The 20,645-nt window shown below is 67.9% G+C and carries 19 protein-coding genes; 14 read left to right on the top strand and 5 right to left on the bottom strand.

What is annotated here, in order from left to right:
* The coding region (locus AB0P11_RS17515) for an MFS transporter (RefSeq protein WP_363523307.1) at nucleotides 1-155 on the bottom strand (155 nt) is incomplete at its 3' end.
* 529 nt (nucleotides 156-684) lie between these two features.
* Here AB0P11_RS17515 and AB0P11_RS17510 point away from each other — a divergent pair.
* Nucleotides 685-2,037: an MFS transporter gene (locus AB0P11_RS17510; RefSeq protein WP_215170615.1), complete on the top strand. Its 1,353-nt coding sequence runs from the start codon at nucleotides 685-687 to the stop codon at nucleotides 2,035-2,037.
* A gap of 80 nt (nucleotides 2,038-2,117) precedes the next feature.
* Here AB0P11_RS17510 and AB0P11_RS17505 read toward each other — a convergent pair whose 3' ends face one another.
* Nucleotides 2,118-3,128, bottom strand: a complete 1,011-nt coding sequence (locus AB0P11_RS17505) for a LacI family DNA-binding transcriptional regulator (RefSeq protein ID WP_363523305.1) — start codon at nucleotides 3,126-3,128, stop codon at nucleotides 2,118-2,120.
* A 221-nt stretch (nucleotides 3,129-3,349) separates the two neighbouring features.
* Between AB0P11_RS17505 and AB0P11_RS17500 the strand changes: the two genes are divergently transcribed.
* From AB0P11_RS17500 to AB0P11_RS17460, 9 genes are read left to right on the top strand one after another with little or no spacing between them, the layout of a single operon-like run.
* Nucleotides 3,350-4,120: a 5-oxoprolinase subunit PxpA gene (locus tag AB0P11_RS17500; RefSeq protein ID WP_363523303.1), complete on the top strand. Its 771-nt coding sequence runs from the start codon at nucleotides 3,350-3,352 to the stop codon at nucleotides 4,118-4,120.
* Nucleotides 4,121-4,129: 9 nt separating this feature from the next.
* Nucleotides 4,130-4,840, top strand: a complete 711-nt coding sequence (locus AB0P11_RS17495) for a carboxyltransferase domain-containing protein (RefSeq protein WP_363523301.1) — start codon at nucleotides 4,130-4,132, stop codon at nucleotides 4,838-4,840.
* Entirely contained in the window at nucleotides 4,837-5,835 is a 999-nt protein-coding gene (locus tag AB0P11_RS17490) for a biotin-dependent carboxyltransferase family protein (protein WP_363523299.1), read from the top strand. Before AB0P11_RS17495 ends, AB0P11_RS17490 begins: the two co-directional genes overlap by 4 nt.
* Entirely contained in the window at nucleotides 5,832-6,602 is a 771-nt protein-coding gene (locus AB0P11_RS17485; protein WP_363523297.1) for an SDR family oxidoreductase, read from the top strand. The genes AB0P11_RS17490 and AB0P11_RS17485 overlap by 4 nt, the downstream gene beginning before the upstream one ends.
* Nucleotides 6,603-6,612: 10 nt before the next feature.
* A complete protein-coding gene (locus AB0P11_RS17480; protein ID WP_285364471.1) occupies nucleotides 6,613-7,299 on the top strand; it encodes a 4-carboxy-4-hydroxy-2-oxoadipate aldolase/oxaloacetate decarboxylase in 687 nt (228 codons plus the stop codon).
* Nucleotides 7,296-8,519: an aspartate transaminase gene (locus AB0P11_RS17475; protein WP_285364474.1), complete on the top strand. Its 1,224-nt coding sequence runs from the start codon at nucleotides 7,296-7,298 to the stop codon at nucleotides 8,517-8,519. The genes AB0P11_RS17480 and AB0P11_RS17475 overlap by 4 nt, the downstream gene beginning before the upstream one ends.
* Complete coding sequence (locus tag AB0P11_RS17470) at nucleotides 8,516-9,565, top strand: D-2-hydroxyacid dehydrogenase (RefSeq protein ID WP_363523295.1); 1,050 nt, start codon at nucleotides 8,516-8,518, stop codon at nucleotides 9,563-9,565. Before AB0P11_RS17475 ends, AB0P11_RS17470 begins: the two co-directional genes overlap by 4 nt.
* 15 nt (nucleotides 9,566-9,580) lie before the next feature.
* Nucleotides 9,581-10,348 (top strand): glucose 1-dehydrogenase, encoded by a 768-nt coding sequence (locus AB0P11_RS17465; protein WP_285364477.1) that lies wholly within the window; start codon nucleotides 9,581-9,583, stop codon nucleotides 10,346-10,348.
* Nucleotides 10,348-11,391, top strand: coding sequence for a zinc-binding dehydrogenase (locus tag AB0P11_RS17460; protein WP_363523293.1), 1,044 nt, complete (start codon nucleotides 10,348-10,350; stop codon nucleotides 11,389-11,391). Before AB0P11_RS17465 ends, AB0P11_RS17460 begins: the two co-directional genes overlap by 1 nt.
* Before the next feature lie 25 nt (nucleotides 11,392-11,416).
* Here the strand turns inward: AB0P11_RS17460 and AB0P11_RS17455 are convergent, their stop codons facing one another.
* Entirely contained in the window at nucleotides 11,417-12,292 is an 876-nt protein-coding gene (locus AB0P11_RS17455; RefSeq protein WP_285364481.1) for a TIM barrel protein, read from the bottom strand.
* Nucleotides 12,292-12,921 carry a TetR/AcrR family transcriptional regulator gene (locus tag AB0P11_RS17450; protein ID WP_363523291.1) on the bottom strand — a complete coding sequence of 210 codons (630 nt, stop codon included), beginning with the start codon at nucleotides 12,919-12,921 and terminating at the stop codon, nucleotides 12,292-12,294. Before AB0P11_RS17450 ends, AB0P11_RS17455 begins: the two co-directional genes overlap by 1 nt.
* 149 nt (nucleotides 12,922-13,070) lie before the next feature.
* On the opposite strand from AB0P11_RS17450, the gene AB0P11_RS17445 reads away from it, so the two are divergent.
* Nucleotides 13,071-14,423 (top strand): MFS transporter, encoded by a 1,353-nt coding sequence (locus AB0P11_RS17445; protein WP_285364485.1) that lies wholly within the window; start codon nucleotides 13,071-13,073, stop codon nucleotides 14,421-14,423.
* A 1-nt stretch (nucleotide 14,424) separates the two neighbouring features.
* On the top strand, nucleotides 14,425-17,109 hold the full coding sequence (locus tag AB0P11_RS17440; RefSeq protein ID WP_363523289.1) for a family 78 glycoside hydrolase catalytic domain: 2,685 nt from the start codon (nucleotides 14,425-14,427) through the stop codon (nucleotides 17,107-17,109).
* A gap of 9 nt (nucleotides 17,110-17,118) precedes the next feature.
* Here AB0P11_RS17440 and AB0P11_RS17435 read toward each other — a convergent pair whose 3' ends face one another.
* Nucleotides 17,119-17,580: a MarR family transcriptional regulator gene (locus tag AB0P11_RS17435; protein WP_187250214.1), complete on the bottom strand. Its 462-nt coding sequence runs from the start codon at nucleotides 17,578-17,580 to the stop codon at nucleotides 17,119-17,121.
* A 163-nt stretch (nucleotides 17,581-17,743) separates the two neighbouring features.
* Here AB0P11_RS17435 and AB0P11_RS17430 point away from each other — a divergent pair, with 163 nt between their 5' ends.
* Entirely contained in the window at nucleotides 17,744-19,588 is a 1,845-nt protein-coding gene (locus AB0P11_RS17430; RefSeq protein ID WP_187250215.1) for an NAD(P)/FAD-dependent oxidoreductase, read from the top strand.
* Nucleotides 19,549-20,601 (top strand): SMP-30/gluconolactonase/LRE family protein, encoded by a 1,053-nt coding sequence (locus AB0P11_RS17425; protein WP_285364488.1) that lies wholly within the window; start codon nucleotides 19,549-19,551, stop codon nucleotides 20,599-20,601. Before AB0P11_RS17430 ends, AB0P11_RS17425 begins: the two co-directional genes overlap by 40 nt.
* Nucleotides 20,602-20,645: the final 44 nt, after the last annotated feature.

The raw sequence follows: 20,645 nt of genomic DNA, 5'->3' as shown, positions 1-20,645 counted from the left end.
GCGTCGACGAGGTACCACTGCGCGCCGACGGTCTGCATCCAGGTGCCGATGTTGCTGCCCAGCTGCGCGAACCACAGCACCCGAAACGCCGGGATCGCCAACGGTGCCCATGCGGATACGGGGCCGGATCTCGGCGCGTCGGCTGAGGAAGTCATCCGTGAGCGTCCGCTGCCTCGGAGCCGAGGACCTCTCGCACCGCGAACAGGCGGGTGGCGACCAGCAGGTCCTCTGACATATCCGGCTGTCCTTCCGCAGAGCACATCGGGCCTGGCGCCTCGATGCAGATCGTATAACCGTCGATCGCAGGATGACGTCGATCGGTCGTTTTTTCGACAATCGTCGGAAGGCCGGCAGCCGGCGGTCCGTTACGCGGTCGAGCAGCCTCAGCCCCACGCATCCATCGACGGCCCAGCCGAGCAGTCGCGTGAGCTGGATCGTCGCTCTGGCAAATCGCGTGGCACGGATCGGTGAGAAGGAGTACTTCGCATCGAGAATTCCGCGGCTGCCTCGCGAGAATATGGCAAATCTGTGGCACATTGCTTGCTCGCCCGCCGTGTCGATACCTACAGTTCGAGCAAGCGAGCGAGACCGCCGCCCACGAGAACCCGACCAGCGGTACCGCACAGCGGACGACGGCGAATATCCCGATCGCCACACCGCTGCGGAACCGCCGATGGAGGCGACATGACGACCACTTCTGTACCCAAGAAGACGCCCGCGAAGGCGGCGATCGCGTCCTGGATCGGCACGACGCTGGAGTACTACGACTTCGCGGTCTACGGCACTGCCGCGGCGCTCGTGCTCAACCAGCTGTTCTTCCCGCCGGAGCTGCCCGAAGGCATCCGCGTGCTGCTGAGTATGGCGACCCTCGCCGTGGGGTATGTCGTGCGCCCGCTGGGGGCCTTCATCCTCGGCCCGCTCGCTGACCGCTTCGGCCGCAAGTTCGTGATGATGCTGACGCTCTTCGGCATCGGCATCTGCACGTTCATCATCGGCTGCCTGCCGACGTTCGAACAGGTCGGCGTCCTCGCTCCGATCCTGCTGGTGGTGATCCGCATCATCCAAGGCCTGTCGGTGTCGGGTGAGCAGGCGAGCGCGATCTCGATGAGCCTCGAGCATGCCCCAGACAACCGCCGAGGATTCACCACGAGCTTCGTGACGAGCGGATCCGCCTCCGGTGGTCTACTGGCGACTGCGGTGTTCATCCCGTTCGCCGCGCTGCCTCAGGAAGACCTGCTCGGCTGGGCCTGGCGCATCCCGTTCTGGCTCTCGGCCGTCGTGGTCGTGGTCGCGTACCTGATCCGTCGCAACCTCGAAGAGCCGCCGTCCTTCGTCGAGACCCAGGCGATCAAGGTGCAGCTCGCACCGATCAAGCAGGTCACCCGCTTCCACTGGGTCGCGATCATCCGTGTCGCCGCCTGCGCCATGATCGCCGGTGTCAGCTACCTGTTCGCCACGTTCTCGGTGGCGTTCGCGACAACGGGGTACGGACTCGACAAGGCGACCATGCTGTGGGTGCCGGTGCTGGCAAGCCTTCTCGCTCTGCTCTACACGCCGCTCGCCGGATACGTCTCCGACCTCATCGGTCGCAAGACCGTCTTCATCGTCGGAGCGGTCGGTGCGGGCCTGACCACCGTGCCCTACCTCTGGGCGATCACACAGGGCGACTGGCCGTTGATCTTCGTGCTCGGCATCCTGTGCAACGGCTTCTTCTACTCCACCGCGAACGCGGCCTGGCCGGCCTTCTTCGCCGAGATGTTCCCGAACCGGGTGCGCGTCTCTGGCCTCGCCGTCGGCACGCAGATCGGCTTCGCGATCGCCGGAGCGATCGGCCCTGTCGCCTCGACGGCGCTCGCTGGAGAGGATCTGCAGAACTGGATCGGACCGGCCTTCCTCGGCATCGGTCTGATGCTCATCGCGGTGATCGCGGCGCTGACCGCCACCGAGACCCGGCGCTACACGCTCGACGAGGTCGACGACGTGCAGCAGACGCAGAAGGAGAAGGATGCCGTCACGGCGTCGATCCTGATCCCGTAACACCGACCACCGTGAAGGACCCCGGATGCTGACGGCATCCGGGGTCCTTTGCCTGTCTGGCTCCTGCGCCGCCGCCGGTGTCAGCTCCGCAGCGGGCCCGTCGAGGACCGCACGGTCAGGTGCGCCGAGATGTGGTCGATGCGGTCGGAGCGGTCGCGTGAGGAGAACCGGCCGATGAGCATGTCGACGGCGGCGCGGCCGGCGCTCTCGCCGGGCGAGGTGACCGTGGTGAGAGGCGGATGCGAGAACGAGGAGCCGAAGATGTCGTCGCACCCGACCACGCTGAGGTCGTCGGGGATCGAGACGCCGAGCTGCCGGAAGCGATCGAGCGCTCCGATCGCCAGCACGTCGTTGAAGAAGATGCAGGCAGTGGCGCGGGTGAGCACGACGGCATCGGCAGCTGCCGCCCCGTTCGCGAGCGTCGGCTGATATCGACCGACCGTGACGAGGTCGACGCCTCTGTCGTCGGCGGCTGCGGTGATCGCATCGAATCGCGTGTGGTCGGTCCATGACCCGTGAGGTCCACGGACGTACGCGATGCGCGTGTGGCCGAGCGAGTTCAGATAAAGCACGGCCTGGGCGAGCCCCGCCGGGGTGTCGATCACCACGCCGGACAGCCCGGGGGCTGCCCTGTTGATCATCACGGTCGGTGCGATCTGCGAGATGGCGCGCAGCGCCTCGTCGTCGATCCGAGGGGACGACACGACGATTCCGTCGACCGTTCGTGCCATCTCCCGCAGCCACTGCTCTTCCATCGGGAGCGACTCCTCGGTGCTGACGAGCAGATGCAGATAGCTGGCTGCGCGGATCTGCGCCTGCGCGCCGCGCGTCACGTCGAGGTTGAACGGGTTGGTGAGGTTCGGGAGGACGAGTGCGATGGTGCCGCGGGCGAGACGGTTCTCGGCGGCGGGGAGGAGCGCCGAGGTGTAGCCCATCTCCTGCGCCTTGCTCGTGATGCGTTCGTACATCGCCGGGCTCACCCGGTTCGGATTCGACAGGGCGCGCGACACCGTCGACGGTGCGACGCCGAGAGCCTCGGCGATCTCGGTGAGAGTGACGCGACGCTGGACTCGGCGTGCGGGAACGACCATGGGATTCCTCCTGCGGATGCGCGTGTCGACGACACTACCGAACAGGCGCCGTCGGGGAAAGGCAAATGGCAAGGAATTTGCCAAAGTGAGGACGCCGATACCCCGCAAATACCGGAACTTAGCGAGATTTTCGGCACGGAAGTGGCATGAGTTGAGGACTCCTGATGTCGTCCGTCCTAGCCTGATTCCCACAGCGGAATCGATGAGGAGAGGAGCTGGCGATGACACGCAGGATCGATCTGGTCGCAGATCTCGGCGAGGGCTTCGGACCATGGCGGATGGGCGATGACGCGGCTCTTCTCGACATCCTCACCTCGGCGAACATCGCCTGCGGCTTCCACGCGGGCGACTCCCAGATCATGGACGAGACGGTGCGTGCTTGCGTGCAGCGCGGTGTCGGAATCGGCGCACATCCGTCGTTCCCCGACCTGCAGGGCTTCGGGCGGCGCGAGATGGCGTTGACGGCCGACGAGGTGCGCACCGACGTCCTCTACCAGTTCGGTGCACTGCAGGCCTTCGCGGCATTCCATGGCACGACGGTGACTCACATCGCCCCGCACGGGCGTCTCGGCAACCTCGTCGCGGTGCGCGAGGACTACGCGGAGGCCGTCGCCACTGCGGCGCAGCGCATCGACCCCGAGCTCATCGTCCTCGCGCAGGACGGCAGACTCGCCGACGCCGCGCGGGCGGCCGGGCTCCGCGTCGGCATCGTCGGCATCGCCGATCGGGCGTACGAGGATGACGGCACTCTGGTGCCCCGGACCGAGCCGGGTGCCGTGATCCACGGCGGCGAGGAGATCCGGCGCCGCACGGTGCGGATGGTCGTCGACGGGGTGATCGAGAGCCGCAACGGCGTGCTGATCCCGGTCGTATGCGACACGGTGCTCGTGCACGGCGACACGGCCGGCGCGGTCGACCTCGCCCGCGGGATCCGCGAAGGCCTCGAAGATTCCGGTGTCGAGATCGCGCCTCTCGCGGACTGGTTGGAGTGAGGAGACGCCATGTCAGAGGCATCCGTCGTCGTCTCACCCAGCGGCAACTCCGCGCTGCGCGTGGTCAGCGTCCTGGCCGACCGCGAGGCCGGGTGGCGTCTCGTCCATCACCTCGCGCGCTTCGTGGACGCGGCCCACGTGCCCGGTGTCGAGTGCGTGATCCCCACCTATGACGCCGCATTGATCGAGATCGATCCGGCGGAGGTGTCGCTCGACCGACTGGGCGACTACCTCGCCCATGTGATCGAGGGACTCGACCACGATCGTCCGCTCACCGACACCCCGCGCACGTTCGACGTGCCCGTGCTGTACGACCTCGACGGCGAGCTCGACCTGCAGACGGTCGCCGCGGCGCAGAGTCTCAGCGCGGAGGAGATCGTGCGTCTGCACAGCGAGCCCACCTACGTCGTGCGGTGTCTCGGCGCTCCCGGTGGGTCGCCGATGCTCGACGGTCCTCCCTTCCCGAACCCGGTGCCGCGTCTCGCGAGTCCCCGCGCGCATGTCCCGCAGGGCGTCGTCTCGGTCGCCGGTCGTCAGGCGACGATCACCCCCGCCGCAGCACCTGGCGGATGGCCGCTGATCGGACGCACGCCCCTGACGGTCCTCGATCTCGATGCCGAGCCTTTCGTGCCCTACGAGCCGGGTGACCTCATCCGGTTCACTCCCATCGGCCCCGAGGAGTACGAGTCGCTGCTCGGAACGCGGATGGTGGCGCGATGAGCGCCGGCATCCTGACCATCGTCGAGGCCGGCTCCACGCAGGTCACGGATCTCGGACGCCGACGAGGCCCACGATACGGCGTGCCGGTGAACGGCGCCCTCGACCAGCGATCGGCGCGGATCGCGAACATCCTCGTCGGCAACCCCGAGAACGCGGCGCTGCTCGAGATCACGGCGCTCGACCTCGAGTTCGTCCCCGACATCGACATCCTGATCGCGGTCACCGGCGCCGACGGCCATCTCACGATCGACGGGGTCGGACGCCCCTGCGGCCAGCCGGTGTCGGTGCGGGCGGGGGAGTCCGTTGCGCTTCGGCAGCTGCAGGGGGGGCTGCGCGCCTACCTCGCTGTGCGAGGCTCCTTCGAGGTGCCGCTGCTGCTCGGCAGCTGTGCACCCGACTCGGTTCTCGGGTTCGGCGGTCGGCTCTCGGCGGGCTCGTCGCTCGCCCTTCGCCACGAGACCTCGCCGTTCTTCAACGATCACTTCAGCGCAGAGCTGTACAGCCTCGACGTGCCGCGGATCCCCGCAGGGTTCGTCGTCGACGTCACGGACGGCCCCGACATCGACGACTTCGCAGGCACGGCGGATCGCCTCTTCGAGCAGCCGTACCTCGTCACTCCGACGAGCAACCACATCGGACTGCGGATGACGGGGCCCCTGCCCGAACGCGTCAGCCGCGGCGAGGTGCTCTCGCGGGGAGTGCCGGTGGGGGCGGTCGAGGTGCCGCCCGGAGACGAGCTGCTCGTCCTGCACCGGGGCCGTGGGGTCACCGCCGGATACCCCGTGCTCGCCGTCGTGACCTCGAGTTCGCTCGACGTGCTCGCCCAGGTGCGCCCGGGCCAGAGGCTGCGGTTCCGCCGCGTCTCGTCGGCGGAGGCCGCTGCGCGCACCCGTGCCGACCTCGTCGCCCTCGATGCTCTCCGTCTTCGTGTCGGAGCCGTGTTCGCGGCTCTCGACGCGCTCTCCCTGTCAACCACCGGAAGGACCCTGCTATGACTTTCTCCGACTACGAAGTAGCCGTCGTCACCGGCGCCACCAGCGGCGTCGGGCGAGGGGCGATCGACCTCTTCCTCTCGAAGGGGCTCACCGTCCACGCGATCGCGCGCGACGAGAAGCGGCTCTCAGAGCTCGCAGAGAGGGGGGTCATCGCCCACGCACTGGATGTGCGGGACACGGATGCCCTCACCCGTGCGCTCGACGGTGTGGAGGCCGACATCGTGCTGAACAGCGCAGGTGTCAGCCGCGCGGGCAACCTCCTGAGCTCCTCCGCCGAGGATCTGGACGACCTGGTCGAGGTGAACCTCACCGCGGTGATGCAGATCCTGCGTCTGCTGTACCCCGGGATGGTGGAGCGGGATCGCGGCCATGTGCTGAACATCTCCTCGATCGCCGGGCACTACAACTTCTTCGGCCACACCGCCTATCACGCGACCAAGGCGGCCGTTCATCAGCTCTCGCGTCAGCTCCGCAACGACGCACTGGGCAAGCGGGTGCGGGTCACCGAGCTCAGCCCCGGCCGCATCGAGACCGAGATCTTCTCACGCAACCTCGGTGGAACCCCCGAGACGGATGCCGAGGCCTGGGCGACCTACTACGAGGGCTTCGAGTCGCTCACCGTCGACGACGTCGTCTCGGCGATCGGGTTCGCGGTCGACGCGCCGTCGCACGTCAACATCGGACTCGTCGAGCTGATGCCCACCTTCCAGGTGCCGGGAGGTCTCACCTTCGACCGCCGCGACGCCGCACTCCAGGCTGCAGAGTAAGGACACCACCATGGTTCACGTCACCACCCGTATCGAGCGCGCCGACGCCGCCGACATCGCCCGCCTCGGCGAGTTCACCGCCGCGACCATCCACGAGGCACAGGGCCGCCGCGGCGCCCTGAATGCGAACATCAAGCCCATCGACCGCGACACGTCGTTCGTCGGCTCGGCCTTCACGGTCGTGTGCGCTCCGCGGGACAACCTCATGCTCCAGGTCGCCATCCACTACGCGCAGCCGGGAGACGTGCTCATCGTATCGGCGGGCGAGTTCGCCGAGGCGGGCATGTTCGGCGATGTGCTCGGCAACGCCTGCAAGGCGAAGGGCATCGCGGCTCTCGTGACCGATGCCGGGGTGCGTGACACGCAGGAGCTGCGCGAGCTCGGACTCCCGGTCTTCTCGGGGAGCGTGTCGATCAAGGGCACGGTGAAGGAGACCCTCGGCGCCCTCAACCAGCCCGTCGTCTTCGCCGGCGAGATCATCCACCCAGGCGACATCGTCAAGGGAGACGCCGACGGCGTCGTCGTCGTCCGGCGGGAGGAGGCGCGGGAGGCCGCCGAGCTGTCGGCCGCCCGGGATGCCCACGAGGCCGAACTGATCACGAAGTACTGGGCAGGCGGCACCACGATCGAGCTCTGCAACCTCTCCGAGGTGCTGAAGGCGAAGGGTCTCACGTCCGACATCGAGGACCCGTCATGACCGACGTGATCGCGTCGTCGTTCCGCGCGGCGGAGCGCCTCGGCCGTATCAAGCCCTCGCCGAGCACCGCCGCGGCGGCGCGGGTGCGCGAGCTGAAGTCGCAGGGGCGCCGCATCCTCGACCTGACCGTCGGCGAGCCGGACTTCGACACTCCCGAGCACATCAAGCAGGCGGCGATCGCCGCGATCGACGCGGGCGAGACGAAGTACACCCCAGTCAACGGCACGCCGCGCCTTCGCCAGGCGATCCGCGGGTCGCTGCTGCGCACGCACGGGATCGAGTACTCCGACGCCGAGATCACGGTCGGCGGCGGCGGCAAGCAGGTCATCTTCCTCGCGTTGATGGCGACGGTGGATGCCGGTGATGAAGTCCTCATCCCGGCGCCCTACTGGGTGTCGTACCCCGACATGGTGCGTGCGAACGAGGGCACACCCGTCATCGTCGAGACCTCTGCGCACAACGGCTACAAACTCAGCGCGGCGGAACTGGAGTCCGCGATCACGGAACGCACGACGTGGCTGATCCTGAACAGCCCCGGCAACCCGAGCGGTGCGATCCATACAGAGGATGAGCTCGCAGCTCTCGCCGACGTGCTGCGTCGCCACCCGCACGTCTCGGTGCTGTCGGACGAGATCTACAGCGAGATCTCGTTCGGCGGTGCGCCCGCTCCGAGCCTCGCCGCCGTCGCACCCGACCTGCGTCACCGGGTGCTCGTGGTCTCGGGCGTATCCAAGTCATACGCCATGACCGGCTGGCGCCTGGGCTATGCGGTGGGCGACCCCGCGCTCGTCGGTGCGATCAACACGCTGCAGTCGCAGACCTCGTCGTGCCCGTCGTCGATCAGCCAGGCCGCTGCAGCCGCCGCACTGGAGGGCCCGCAGGACTTCATCGCCGAGTCCGTGCCGGTGTACCGTGCCCGCCGCGATGCGGCCGTCGCCGGTCTCCAGGGCATCGACGGGGTGATGCCGCTCGTCCCGGACGGAGCCTTCTACCTCTATGTCGACTGCGCAGGCCTGATCGGCCGTACCACGGTCGACGGCACGGTGCTGGAGGACGACCAGGACGTGACGCTGTATCTGCTCGATCACGCGGGCGTCGCCGTGATCCAGGGGTCGGCCTACGGTCGTTCGCCCTTCTTCCGGATCTCGTTCGCCACCGATCTCGACACGATCGACGCCGCCGTCGCCGAGATCGCCGCTGCTGTGGAGGCGCTGCGATGAGGGCACGTCTCCGCGTGGTCGTCGCTGCTCCTCTCGCGCCGGAACTGTGCGAGCTGCTCACGACGAGAGAGCCGCGCATCGACCTGATCGTCGATCAGACGCTGCTGCCGCCGATGCGGCATCCGGCCGACTTCTCCGGTGACCCGTCGTTCCGACGGACGCCTGCGCAGCAGTCGGCGTATGAGCAGCTTGTCGACTCGGCCGACGCGCTGTACGGCATCCCCGATGTCGACCCGTCGGCACTCGCGCGCACCATCCGGATGAATCCCTCGCTGCGCTGGGTGCACACGATGGCGGCCGGTGGTGGCGGCCAGGTGAAGGCCGCCGCACTCAGCGAAGAGGAACTCGACCGCGTCGTCTTCACGACGTCGGCGGGCGTGCATGGCGACGCGCTCGCCGAGTTCGCAGTCTTCGGCGTCTTCGCCGGAGCGAAGCATCTGCCGCGCCTCGTGAAGCAGCAGCACGATCGGGTATGGAGCGGTCGCTGGCTGATGTCGCAGGTGTCGGAGCAGACCGTGCTCGTGCTCGGCCTCGGCGGCATCGGGTCATCGGTCGCCCAGAAGCTGTCGGCCGTGGGCGCGACCGTGATCGGCACGTCGCGCAGCGGTGCGTCAGTACCCGGAGTCTCGCGAACCGTCCGCCCCGATGACGTCGCCTCGGTGCTCTCCGAGGTGGACGCCGTCGTCACCACGCTTCCCGGTACGGATGCGACCCACCACTTCGTCGATCGGCGATTCCTCGCCGCGCTGCGTCCGGGGGCGACTCTGGTCAACGTCGGTCGAGGGACGGTCGTCGACGAGGCGGCGCTGCTTGATGCCCTGGAATCAGGGGTCATCGGGTTCGCCGCACTCGACGTGTTCGAGGTCGAGCCGTTGCCCGACGAGAGCCCCCTGTGGGGTCACCCTCGGGTGCTGGTCAGCCCGCATACCGCTGCGCTCGACGCGCGGGAGGATCGCCGCATCGCCGAGCTCTTCGCCGACAACGCCACCCGGTTCCTCGATGGGGCTGCGCTGCGCAATGTCGTCGACACCGTCGAGTACTACTGACCCATCGGAGAGATCATGACCAACCCGTTCGACCTCACCGGAAGGCGCGCGCTCGTCACCGGCTCCAGCCGTGGCATCGGCCATGCCATAGCACGTTCGCTGCTCGAGGCAGGCGCGCACGTCATCGTCCACGGCCGCGACATCGCCGTCGTGGAGGGTGCGGTTGCGGCGTTCGGCCGGGAATTCGGGGCGGACGCCGCGTCCGCAGCCGCGTTCGACATCACCGAGGAGGAGTCGGTGATCACCGGCATCCGCGCGATCGAGGCCGACGGGCAGATCGACATCCTCGTGAACAATGCCGGCATGCAGCATCGGGAGCCGCTGCTCGATGTGAGCCTCGAGAACTGGGAGCGAGTCATCCGTACCGACCTGACGAGCGCCTTCCTCGTCGGCCGGACCGCGGCGCGGGCGATGGTCGAGCGCGGAGGCGGTGCGATCGTCAACATCTGCTCGGTGCAGACCGATCTCGCCCGTCCGACGATCGGGGCGTACACCGCAGCCAAGGGCGGCCTGCGCAACCTCACCAAGGCCATGACGGCTGAGTGGGCGGCAAGCGGCGTACGGGTCAACGGCGTCGCTCCCGGCTATATCCGCACGGAACTCACCCAGCCTCTCGTCGATGATCCGACATTCAACGAGTGGGTGCTCGGGCGCACCCCGGTGGGGCGCTGGGGAGAGCCGGAGGACATCGGAGGCGCCGTGATCTGGCTGGCATCCGACGCATCCCGATTCGTGACCGGACAGGTCGTCTTCGTCGACGGCGGAATGACGGCGGTGGTGTGATGGCGGCCGTTCCGCACGCGATCGTGATCCACGCGGCCGGCGACCTCCGCGTCGAGGAGATCGCCGAGCCCCTGCCGGCATCCGACGAGGCCGTGATCGACATCGTCTACGGAGGCATCTGCGGCTCTGATCTGCACTACTGGACGCATGGTGCCGCCGGGGAGTCGATCCTGCGCGCCCCCATGGTGCTCGGCCACGAGGTCGTGGGGGTCGTCAGCCGCGCTGCGGCCGACGGCAGCGGGCCCTGGGAGGGCACGCGCGTCGCCGTGCACCCGGCCACTCCGGCGACCGAGTACGTACGTCACCCCGCGCACCGACCGAACATCGCGGGCGGCGGCTACCTGGGGTCCGCCGCCCGGTTCCCGCACCGTGACGGGGCGTTCGCGCATCGAGTGGCGATGCCGACAGGCATGCTCCGGGCGCTCCCCGAGACGGTGGATCTGCAGGAAGCGGCGTTGATCGAGCCCGCCAGCGTCGCCTGGCATGCAGTGAACCGTATCGGCGATGTCACCGACCTCTCGGCGCTGGTCGTGGGGTGCGGTCCGATCGGGCTCCTCGCGATCGCCGTGCTCCGGGCGCGCGGCGTGCGCCACATCACCGCCATCGACCTGCATGACCGGCCGCTGAAGGTCGCGAAGGAGCTGGGGGCGGATGTCCTGCTGAAGCAGCCCGATGAGGCAGACGTCTCGGCGATCGATGCCGACGTCGTGGTCGAGTCATCGGGAAGTCATCGCGGTCTCGACACGGCGATCCGTGCGGCGACCCGCGGAGGCGCAGTCGCCATGGTCGGGCTGCTGCCGAGCGGGCCGCAGCCCGTGCAGGTCGCGCTGGCGATCGCCAAAGAACTCGATCTCCTCGGCTCGTTCCGCTTCAACGACGAGATCGACGAGGTCATCGAGGCGCTCGCCCAGAAGAGGCTTCGGATCGCCCCGGTGATCAGCCATGTGGAGCCTTGGCGATCGGCCGAAGCGGCCTTCGCGATCGCGGCGGATCCGACGCAGTCCAGCAAGGTCCTTCTGAAGTTCGGACGTGCTCCGTCCTAGGCGCTCCCCGTTCGGTCGCCGCCGGTCACAGAGGCGAATGCTGCCCGAGATGACGATTGAGCACCTTCGCGCTCGTCTCGAAGCTCCTGATCGGTGAACCTTCGATCCAGTTGCGGTGTGTCTCGAGTATCACCGCCCGTGTTCCCGAGAGCTTCGCCTGCTCGATGAACGAGGGGATGTCCATGTTCCCGAGACCCAGCTCGACGGCATCCGCTTCGTCGATCGGGGTCAGCGAAGAGCCTCGGCGGCGGGTGCCGCGGTCGGTGATGTGGCACAGCACGACCCGCTCGCCGAGTTCGCGCATGAGTGCGAGGGCGTCTACCCCTGCCGCAGTCGGCCAATAGCAGTCGAACTCGAAGTTGACGGCTGAGGGGTCCGTCTCTGCAATGAGGACGGAGAATGCCGTGCGCCCCGATGGCAGGCGACGGAACTCGACATTGTGATTGTGGTAGAGAAGGGAGACGTTGCCGGCGGCGAGCACGCGGCCCGCGGCGTTGAGCCGCAGGGCAAGATCTCGTACCTGTGCCTCGTCGGTGTAATCGAACCGGTGCATGCCGGTGATGACGACGCGTCTGGTGTCGAAGCTCGCCGCTCGCGAGATCACAGCATCCGGCTCGCGCTCGACAGTGCCGAGGTCTTCGTGGAGGCCGACGACCTTCAGCGAGGTGCTGCGAATGAGCTCCGGCCAATCGAGCCGTCCGCCGCGGCCGACCGGCATCCCGGACGCTCTCGTCAGCGCCCGAACGAACAGGGGCGTCGGTCGGGTCATGAAGCCGTTCAGCTCGATGCCCTCGAACCCGGCACGCTCGAGCCGGCCCAGCGTCTCGCGTGCCTGCTGCTCGGTCGACAGCACAGTGCCGAGTTGGATCTGCTGGATCGCCTTCAGCGGGCGCTCGTTCACTACGCGCCCTCCGACGATGCCGCTGGCGGCTGCGCTGCGATGAGCTTCATGAAGATCGTCAGCAGTCCGAGAGCGTCTCGCGACGGGTCGAGCAGCGCCTGAATGCGCAGGCCGTCGACCATGGCGAGGACGAGGGTGATCTTCTCGTCTGCCGTCAGGAGTTCGTCCTCTTTGGTGGGGAGGGGCCCGTCCGTGAAGCGGGACCGCATGCGCTCGCGGCGCCCGAGGAAGAAGTCGTGCGCCGGATGCTCCGGGTTCGTGGCGGCCACCGTGAGCGCCATCCAGTTGCGCTGGAAGTCGGGGTGCGCGAACTCGTCGGCGAGCACGGCGCTCAGGATCTGCTCGCCGGGCACGTGCGCCGTCATGATCCGAGCGGCGAGGTCTTCCTCGTGCTCCTCGCGCTGGGCGAGGGCGGCGGGCAGCAGTTCCTCCTTGCCGGAGAAATGTCGCAGCAGTGCGGCGTGGGTGAGGCCGGCGCGACTGGCGATGTCGCGCAGTGACGCCCGTTCGTAGCCGTGTTCGGCGAAGCTCGCGAGTGCGGCCTCGACGATCTCGGCGCGTCTCGCCGGTGTGGAAGCACTTGGTCCTCGGCGGCGCGGGGAGGGCTCGGCTGTCAGCGACGACGTCATGTTCCCACCTTCTCACTTTTGCCTTCTGTTACCAAAGTGGTTACTATCGCTCAGGATCGACAATCGGTTGCCAAACTGCTGACGATCACATTTCGCGAGGGCCGCCCAGTGGAGGGCGCCGCGGATCACTGAACGATGAAGGAGTCCAGGTGACCAAGAGTGAATTCGACCGCAACGACACGATCGACTCGATCGCTGCGGCACAGCCGGTAGGCGGGAACACGCCTGACGGCACTCCGCTGGAGGGAACCCCCGTCGGCTCCGAGCCGACCGCGAAGGTCAGCGGCGGATACATCTTCTGGCTGATGCTGGCCAACTTCGGTGCGTCCATCGCGATGATGGTCCCGCTGGCCTACGGCCTCGCACTGCGCATCACCGAGCTCGCCCCCGGGCACGAAGAGGTGCTCGGCTACGTCACCGGCACCGCGCAGCTCATCTTCCTCGTGCTCAGCCCCATGATCGGCATCTGGAGCGATCGCACCCGGTCGCGCTTCGGGCGTCGCACCCCGTTCCTGTTCCTCGGCGCCGCACTCGGCATCGTCGGGGCCGTCATCATCGGCTTCGCCCCCAACCTGCTGCTGGTCGGTGCGGGGTGGGTCGTCGCGATGACCGGCTGGTCGACCGCCGGCGCGGCGATCCAGACCCTCCAGGCCGACAAGCTTCCCGAGGAGCAGCGCGGCAAGGTCTCGGCCCTCACCGGTCTGATGACGCAGGTCGCGCCGGTGCTCGGCATCGGAATCGCCTACGCCGTGTCGTACAGCACCTTCCTGGTGTTCTTCGTCCCCGCCGTGATCGGCGTCGTACTGCTCGTCCTGCTGCCGACCTTCAAGAAGGAGGGAAGCTCGAAGGACCTGGTCGTCGACTCGTCGGTGACGCTCAAGAAGGTCATCGCCGGCTACGGCTTCAACGCCCGCAAGTACCCGGACTTCGCGTGGAACTGGGTCGGCCGCATGGTGTTCTTCATCGGCCTGTACTTCAACACGACCTTCGGCACGTTCTTCTACGCCCAGCGTCTCGACCTGCCGGTCCGCGAAGTCGCGGGTGTCGTCGCCACCGTCGGGATGCTCGGAGTCGTCGCTGCTGCCGGTGGCGCGCTGCTCGGTGGATTCCTGTCCGACAAGCTCAAGCGCCGTCGGCTCTTCGTGCTCGCGGCCGCCTTCATCTTCATCGGGGGAGCGCTCGCCGAGGCGTTCGCATGGTCGCTGCCGCAGCTCATCGTGGGGGCGGTGCTCATGCAGCTCGCGATCGCCGTGTTCGCCACCGTCGATCAGGCCATCGTGTACGCGATCATTCCCGACCGCGCCGAGTCCGGCCGCTACATGGCCGTCGTGGCGTTCGCCCAGAAGATCCCCAGCGCGATCGCACCGCTGATCGCTCCGCTGATCATCACGATCGGGGCCGTGGGTGCCGAGAAGAACTACACGCTGCTCTACCTGATCGGCGCAGTGTTCGCCCTCATCGGCGGTCTGATCATCATGTTCAAGGTCAAGGGAGTGCGTTGAGATGACGCTCACATCGAACCCGGCATCCGTGCCCACCGCGCCCTACGATCTGCGGATCGACAGCGGCGGCGACGAATTCACCGTCTCCGAGGGCGCGCCGCGACTGTCGTTCACCGTTCCGATGGGGGCGGGTGCGGAGACCGGGTTCGAGCTCGAGGCGATCGTCGACGGCGAACGTCAGCCCTCAGTGTCCCTCGAGACCGGCGCGCACCTCTTCATCGAGTGGCCGTGGCTCGCGCTGTCCAGCGGTCAGCGGGTCCGATGGCGTGCACGCACCGTGAGCGGCGACACGCTCTCGGAATGGTCGGACTGGGCATCCTTCGAATGCGGACTCCTCGACGCGGACTGGACTGCCGAGTGGATCAGTCCCGTCGAGCACGATGAGCCCGGATACGGCGCGCGGGGTGCTCACACGCTCGCTCACACCTTCGGGGCCAGTGGCATCGTCTCGGCGCGGCTGTACTCGACCGCTCTCGGCGTCTACGAAGCTCGCATCAACGGCGAGCGGGTCGGCACGGCCGAGCTGTCGCCGGGGTCGACGTCGTACGACCGCACCCTCTACGCCCAGGCTGCCGACGTGACACGCCTGCTGACCGACGGCACCAACTCGCTCGAGATCGAGCTCTCCGACGGCTGGTACCGCGGGCAGGTCGGGGCGTTCCGTCTGCCGGCCGGGTGGGGCACGACTCTCGCAGCTCGAGCTGAACTGCACCTCGAGCTCTCCGACGGCTCGCGACAGGTGATCCGCACCGACGGAGACTGGACCAGCGCTCGGTCCAGAGTGATCCGCGCCGACCTGATGGACGGGCAGACGACCGACTTCCGTGCGGATGCCGGGTCTGCGGAAGCCGTGATCGTCGGCGCGGTCGAAGGTCCGCCGATCTCGTGGTCGCCGGCTCCGCCCGTCCGGGTGGTGGAGACGCGCGACGCGGTGATCGGGAACCACATCGCGGACGGCACCTGGGTGCTCGACTTCGGTCAGAACGCCTCGGGCTGGCTGCGGCTCACCGATCTCGGTCCGGCGGGAACGCGCACGGCGATCGACTACGGCGAGTACGTCGGGCCTGACGGTGACGTGAGCACCGCACACCTCGATTCCACCAAGCCGGGCGAGCATGACGTCGTCTTCGTGCAGCACGACGAAGTGGTCTCAGCCGGAGGGGGCGAGATCTTCGAGCCGCGTCATACGGTTCACGGCTTCCAGTTCGCCCGGATCACGCGTCAGGGTGCTCCGTTCGAACCGGCGTCCGCGCAGATGCAGGTCGTGCAGACGGATCTGCGTCGCACCGCATCTTTCGAGTCGAGCGATCCCGACCTCAACCGGCTGCACGAGATCGCCGACTGGAGCTTCCGCGGCAATGCGGTGGATGTGCCGACCGACTGCCCGACGCGTGAGCGTCTGGCCTGGACGGGCGACTACCAGGTGTTCGCGCCGACCGCCGCGCGCCTGTACGACGTGCTCGGGTTCACTCGCAAGTGGCTGCAGTCGGTGCGTGACGATCAGCTCGACGACGGTCGCGTCGCGAACTTCTCCCCTGACGGCCGTCGCATCAAGCACAAGCTCGACGACCAGTTCGCCATGATGACGGGTTCCTCCGGGTGGGGTGACGCGATCACCTTCGTGCCGTGGGAGATGTACACCGCATACGGCGACGCTCGCGTTCTCGAAGAGAACTGGGACGCGATGGTGCGGTGGGTCGAGTGGGAGCTCGGGGCCGCGCGCGCGAATCGGCATCATTCTCGCGTCGAGCGCTCCGCCGAGCCGCTGCCGCACGAGGAGTATCTGTGGGACGGCACGTTCCACTGGGGGGAGTGGACCGAGCCCGTCGCGAAGGCGGAGGACGGCTCGCGCCTGGATCCGATCAAGACGAACCCCATGGCCTGGTTCATGGCCGACAAGGGAGAGGTCGGCACGGCCTACCTGTATCGCTCCACTCAGATCCTCGCTGATGCCGCGGCCGTGCTCGGTCGCACGGGTGAATCGGCGAAGTATGCCGCGATCGCCGAGCGCGTGCTCGACGCGTGGCGTTCCGAGTTCGTCACGGACGACGGGCGTACGGTGCAGGACACTCAGGCCGCCTATGTGCGGGCACTCTCGTTCGGTCTCATCCCGGAATCGCTTCGTGCCACCGCTGCGCAGCGCCTCGTCGAACTCATCCGCGACGCCGGCACCCATCTCGGCACCGGATTCCTGTCGACGGGAGACCTGCTGCCGGTTCTCGCCGACAGCGGGCACGCCGACGTCGCCTACGAATTGCTCTTCCAGCGCAGCGCTCCGTCGTGGATGTACATGATCGACAGGGGAGCGACGACCATCTGGGAGGACTGGGAGGGGATCGACGACGAGGGCGTCGCCCACGAGTCGCTGAACCACTACAGCAAGGGTGCGGTGATCCGCTTCCTCCACACGCACACCCTCGGGTTGCGTCAGGATGCGGACTCGGCAGCATGGGAGGCGTTCACGATCGCGCCGCTCCCCGGCGGCGGCGTCAGCTGGGCGAAGGGGCATCTCGACACTCCGCAGGGGCGGATCCGCGTGGAGTGGCGCGTCGAGGGGGACGAGCTGGTGGTCGAGGCGGACATCCCGGCAGGGAGTCGCGCGACCGTGGTCTTCCCCGACGGGACGACGCGGGCAGCAGGACCCGGATCCTTCGCCGGCGCGGGCGGGTTCTCCGGCGCCCGCTGACGGCGTGGATCAGTCGTCGTGCATCGCCGCGGCCTGCAGCTCCCGATTGATCGCGCGCAGGCCGAGGGCGAGGGATTCCAGCTCGTCGATCGTCAGCCCGTCGAGGATGTCGGCGCCCATCTCGGGGCGCGCCGCCATGATCTTCCCGATGACGTCACGCCCGAGAGCCGTGGGCGCCAGGCGCCGCACACGCTGATCGACTGCATCCGTCAGTCGTTCGACGAGGTGCTGGTCGACGAGGCGCTCGACGAGCTTCGACATCGTGGCGAGCGACACCTCGAACGACGACGCGAGGCCACTGATCGTGCTGTGGTCGGATACGACGATCGACGTGAGTACCTTGAGCTGCTGGATCGTCAGCTGCGTGCTCAGCAGGGAGCCGATCATGCGGGGAAGTGAGCGCACTGATACCGCCAGCGTGAGGGCATCGATGTTCTCCAATGCCTCCGCACGTCTCCGGTCATCGCTCACCTCAGTACCGTAACGCGCTCCGAGGCGATTCCCAGGGATATTTACTTAGCTTCGAGCTAACCTTCTGTGAAGGAACCGATCCGGGGTCGTGTCGGGTTCAGGTTCACGCCGTCCCCAGTTCGCGTCGACCTGGCCCGAGCCCCGGCGACAGGAGGACGGAACCATGACCGACCAGGCACAGGCCACCCAGGAGCAAGTCGCGCGGCTGCGGGCACTGCGGGAGAAGTACGCGCAGGAGCGCGATCGGCGCATCCGCCCCGACGGGGCGGCCCAGTATCGATCGGCTCTCGGCGAGTACGGCTACTACGCGAAGGACCCTTACACCCCCCGCACTGATCGAGAGCCGCTGCGGGATCGCGTCGAGGCTCTGGTGATCGGGGCGGGCTTCGGCGGGCTGCTCACCGGTGCGGGGCTGCGAGACGCCGGCATCGGCTCGGTGAGGCTCATGGACGAGGCGGGCGACGTCGGTGGAACCTGGTACTGGAACCGCTACCCCGGCATCCACTGCGACATCGAATCGTATGTCTATATGCCGCTCCTCGAAGAGACGGGATACATCCCGAGCAGGCGCTATGCGCCTGGCGAGGAGATCCGTCAGCACGCCGAGCGCATCGCGGAGCACTACGACCTCTACCGCGACTTCGTCGGGCATACCCGAGCGACGGGGCTGACCTGGGACGAGGATGCATCCGAGTGGGTCGTCGAGACCGATCGAGGTGACGTGTTCCGCGCGCGGTACGTGATCACCTCCTCCGGCACGCTCACGCAGCCGAAGCTCCCCGGCATCCCGGGCATCGAGCGTTTCACCGGGCACACCTTCCACACCAGCCGCTGGGACTACGCCTACACCGGCGGATCCGCCGAGGGGAATCTCACGAAGCTCGCCGACAAGCGCGTCGCGGTCGTCGGCACGGGGGCGACGGGCCTGCAGGTGATTCCGCACCTCGCCGAGCACGCGCGTGAGCTCCTGGTCTTCCAGCGCACGCCCTCGACCGTCGATGTGCGCGACAACCGTCCGACGGATCCCGACTGGGCGCGCACCCTCGCGCCGGGCTGGCAGCGCGAGCGGATGGACAACTTCCTCGAGGTGCTGGCCGGCGAGCCCGTCAAATCGCTCGTGCAGGACGGGTGGACCTCGACGAACCGGCTGCAGCGGAGCATCCTCTCTGGCAGCGTCGACGGCTCTGTATCGGAGCAGGACCGCCTGCTGCGGGAGGAGCTCGACGACGCTGTGAAGATGGATGCGCTGCGCGCCCGGGTCGACGAGATCGTCGACGACTCGGCGACCGCAGCCGCCCTCAAGCCCTGGTACCGGTACATGTGCAAGCGGCCGGGGTTCAGTGATCTCTACCTGCAGGCGTTCAATCGCTCCAACGTGACCCTCGTCGACACGGCCGACACGCACGGCATCACCGCGCTCACCGAGACATCGATCGTGGTGGGTGAGGCGGAGTACGAGGTGGACTGCATCATCTTCGCCACCGGGTTCGATGTCGGAGTGTCGGGCGTGGTGTCCGGCACCCTGCCCGTGTCCGGGCGGGGAGGCCGAGCTCTTCTCGAGGCCTGGGGGATGGGCCCGCGGACGCTGCACGGATTCACCACGCACGGCTTCCCGAATCTGTTCCAACTCGGCCCGATGCAGAACGCGAACTCGGTGAACTTCGTGCACATCCTGCAGGAGCAGGCGACGCACATCGCCGCGGTGATCGAGCGGGCCGAGCGGGTCGGCGCTCGCCGCATCGAGCCGACCGCTGAGGCCGAGGATGCCTGGTGCCGCACTGTTGCCGAGACCTCGAGGGACGTCTCGGACTTCCAGGCCCAGTGCACGCCGGGCTACTACAACGGTGAGGGCTCGCGCACGATCGGCGGACTCACGTACTCCCCGGGGCCGGTGGCCTTCCATCGACTCCTGCGCGAGTGGCGTGCGGGAGACATGGCGGAGCTGCTCGTGGTCGACGATGCGGACGAATGCGTGCGCGAGTCGTCGGAGATCGGGGTGTCGGCGTGAGGGCGGCGCTGGCGGCCGCGGCAGGTGCGATCGGGGTGGTGGCTCTGCTCGTCGGGTGCGCGCCGGCGGCTCCGGATGCGGCGCAGACCGACGCTCCATCGGACGGGCCCGCTGCGGAACAGCGCTCGGAAGAGCTGCTCCAGGTGACGGAGCCGCATGAGCTCACCGGAGGGACGCTGCTCGAGGGGCCGACCTTTCACGAAGACGGGTCGCTGTTCATGGTCGACGTGATGGCGCCCGCCGGGGAGGCGAAAGTCCTGCGCGTCGACGTCGACGAGCGCGACGTCGACCAGGTCTTCACCGATGAGACGAGCGCGTTCACCTCGGCGCAGTTCCATCCGAACGACGGGCGCCTGTATCTCACCGACTTCCTCGGCGGTGGTGTCATGAGCATCACGGCTGACGGAGAAGACCCGCAGGTGCACTTCTCGGGCGACGTCGACGGCATCGCGATGCTGCCCGACGACATCGCGTTCCATCCCGACGGCACGATGTTCGTGACCGACACCCGCGGCATGGACGGGCCAGGATGGGAGACTCCGGGGCGTGTGGTGAGGATCGGCGCCGACGGGCAGGCGTCGACCCTCGCGGGCGACCTTCCTTCCCCGAACGGCGTCGTCTTCGACGAAGAGGATGCGGGGCTCTGGGTCGCGCAGTACAACGCGAACCGGATCGACTACTTCGCCCTCGATGAGACGCGCACCCGCGTTGTCTCGGCGTATCCCGCGATCCACGTCGACGGCGGGATCGGACGCATCGACTCGACCGCGGTCGACGCCGAGGGGAACATCTATCAGATGTTCCACGAGAAGGCCGAGATCGTGGTGTTCGCGAAGACCGGAGAGCAGATCGGCACGATCCGCGTGCCGGGTGAGGGACTCGAGTCGGCGACGAACATCGCGATCGCGCCGGGGACGACCGACGGATACCTCGTCGTCAGCGGGCCGGCGGGCGGCTTCGTGCACACCTTCGAGGCCTACGGGGAGGGCATCCGTCAGTCCAACGGCGGGTGAGGGGCCTGTGGGCGTCCCATCCGTCGCTGATGGATGGGACGCTC

The sequence above is a fragment of the Microbacterium sp. NPDC079176 genome (assembly GCF_040686675.1).
Taxonomy (GTDB): Bacteria; Actinomycetota; Actinomycetes; order Actinomycetales; family Microbacteriaceae; genus Microbacterium.
This window is presented reverse-complemented; position numbering and strand designations above follow the sequence as displayed.

Excerpts from the sequence above, each read along its gene's own strand:
- AB0P11_RS17480 (WP_285364471.1), top strand. The coding sequence starts at position 6,613 with ATGGTTCACGTCACCACCCGTATCGAGCGCGCCGACGCCGCCGACATC.
- AB0P11_RS17440 (WP_363523289.1), top strand. The coding sequence starts at position 14,425 with ATGACGCTCACATCGAACCCGGCATCCGTGCCCACCGCGCCCTACGAT.
- AB0P11_RS17500 (WP_363523303.1), top strand. The coding sequence starts at position 3,350 with ATGACACGCAGGATCGATCTGGTCGCAGATCTCGGCGAGGGCTTCGGA.
- AB0P11_RS17465 (WP_285364477.1), top strand. The coding sequence starts at position 9,581 with ATGACCAACCCGTTCGACCTCACCGGAAGGCGCGCGCTCGTCACCGGC.
- AB0P11_RS17505 (WP_363523305.1), bottom strand. The coding sequence starts at position 3,128 with ATGGTCGTTCCCGCACGCCGAGTCCAGCGTCGCGTCACTCTCACCGAG.
- AB0P11_RS17430 (WP_187250215.1), top strand. The coding sequence starts at position 17,744 with ATGACCGACCAGGCACAGGCCACCCAGGAGCAAGTCGCGCGGCTGCGG.
- AB0P11_RS17490 (WP_363523299.1), top strand. The coding sequence starts at position 4,837 with ATGAGCGCCGGCATCCTGACCATCGTCGAGGCCGGCTCCACGCAGGTC.
- AB0P11_RS17450 (WP_363523291.1), bottom strand. The coding sequence starts at position 12,921 with ATGACGTCGTCGCTGACAGCCGAGCCCTCCCCGCGCCGCCGAGGACCA.
- AB0P11_RS17510 (WP_215170615.1), top strand. The coding sequence starts at position 685 with ATGACGACCACTTCTGTACCCAAGAAGACGCCCGCGAAGGCGGCGATC.
- AB0P11_RS17475 (WP_285364474.1), top strand. The coding sequence starts at position 7,296 with ATGACCGACGTGATCGCGTCGTCGTTCCGCGCGGCGGAGCGCCTCGGC.
- AB0P11_RS17460 (WP_363523293.1), top strand. The coding sequence starts at position 10,348 with ATGGCGGCCGTTCCGCACGCGATCGTGATCCACGCGGCCGGCGACCTC.
- AB0P11_RS17495 (WP_363523301.1), top strand. The coding sequence starts at position 4,130 with ATGTCAGAGGCATCCGTCGTCGTCTCACCCAGCGGCAACTCCGCGCTG.
- AB0P11_RS17470 (WP_363523295.1), top strand. The coding sequence starts at position 8,516 with ATGAGGGCACGTCTCCGCGTGGTCGTCGCTGCTCCTCTCGCGCCGGAA.
- AB0P11_RS17485 (WP_363523297.1), top strand. The coding sequence starts at position 5,832 with ATGACTTTCTCCGACTACGAAGTAGCCGTCGTCACCGGCGCCACCAGC.
- AB0P11_RS17425 (WP_285364488.1), top strand. The coding sequence starts at position 19,549 with ATGCGTGCGCGAGTCGTCGGAGATCGGGGTGTCGGCGTGAGGGCGGCG.